Consider the following 1,337-nt stretch of genomic DNA (forward strand, 5'->3'; position numbering starts at 1 on the left):
TCGCTCTAATCGGCGCTTTAATGACCATGCAACTAGCCTTTGCAGAGGATGAATCTTCAGAAAAACAAAGAGCTGTTTATCACACCATGAATCCTGCATTTGTAAGTAACTTTGGCGAGCCTCGCAGAAAACTATCTTATGTAAAAGCTGAGATATCTTTAAAAGTTGAAAGCGAAGAGCATGTCGAGTTGGTAAAGCACCATGCTCCTTTGATTAGGCATCAAATAGTAATGTTATTGTCTGAACAATCTAAAGAGGGAATGAGCTCTCACACAGCGCAAGAGACTATTCGTCTGGCTGCGCTTAGCAGAGTAAAAGAAGCTTTAGCTGAGGAAGTAGGTAAGACAGGTGTACAAGACCTACTATTTACCAGCTTTGTTGTTCAAATTTAGGAAGCTAGACGCACGACATTAGGCGTGTCTTGGATGGCAACATCGTTGCCGTCCTCCCAGCCTGCCTCCCACGCGGCAAGCACAACATCGCTCATACCGGGGCGGTCTTCTCTTGTTTTGCCCATAACGCCAGACATATAGCCTTGCTTATAAGCTTTGTTAAGAGATTCTAAATTCCAGCTTAAAGAAAAGTCTTCGGCCATTGGGCCACTCCTTTCAATAGGCTGCCAAGCACTTTCATGCACAGAGCATTGGTAGTTGCTCTGTACAATCGACTTCAAGCGGTTCGGCACGCACAAGTCAACACATAACGGTTTGATAGCGTAGTCTGTATTTTGTGATGCGCTTATCATTTTTGTTCGCTTTAAAAGCAATGCGCGAATACAGGTTACATATATTTACGTTAGTGCAATGAACACTACTCTGCACGCTAAGAATGTGTCTTTATGTTTTTTTAGGTAATACGCTGACACATTTCGTTACGTACAGTTACAAAATTAGCACATGCACGGCAATGCGCAAATTTTGAACGATGAAATATTTGTCAGAAACGGACAGTTCTCAAAAAAGGCGGGGATTAGCTTTACGTAATTGAAAAAACTCGGAAGCGTTTCGCATCCGAGTATGGGTGTTCTTTATGGTGAGACGTATGCATCAAGAAATGCATCGAAGGGTACGTTATCAGCTTGCTTAATGTTTTGAGCATCTTGATGACTTTGCTTCGCAGTCGATTCAAGTTCGGATAGCTTTTGCTCATTGATGCTGGATGCTAATAGTTGAGATTTATGCTCAGATGATAAGGCGGTGCAGAGCTCAAGCCACGAAGCAGACTTTGACTGCATATCTGCAAGAACCTTAGCAGAAGGGCATAAGGCACTGTCATTCACTTTAGCTTGCTGTGCCTTTATAGTGGACTTAAGCGCTGCAGCGTCTTGTTTATTCAGC

3 protein-coding genes are annotated in these 1,337 nt (G+C 43.0%); 1 reads left to right on the forward strand and 2 read right to left on the reverse strand.

Going from position 1 to position 1,337, the window contains the following annotated elements:
* On the forward strand, window positions 1-392 hold a 392-nt coding region (locus tag A3762_RS17060; RefSeq protein WP_082869206.1), incomplete at its 5' end, for a flagellar basal body-associated FliL family protein.
* On the opposite strand, the gene rmf is transcribed toward A3762_RS17060, so the two are convergent.
* Entirely contained in the window at window positions 389-595 is a 207-nt protein-coding gene (rmf, locus tag A3762_RS17065; protein WP_068480389.1) for a ribosome modulation factor, read from the reverse strand. The genes A3762_RS17060 and rmf overlap by 4 nt on opposite strands.
* A gap of 432 nt (window positions 596-1,027) precedes the next feature.
* Window positions 1,028-1,337: hypothetical protein (locus A3762_RS27725; RefSeq protein ID WP_197469333.1), on the reverse strand; the 310-nt coding region annotated here is incomplete at its 5' end.

The organism is Oleiphilus sp. HI0125 (assembly GCF_001635355.1).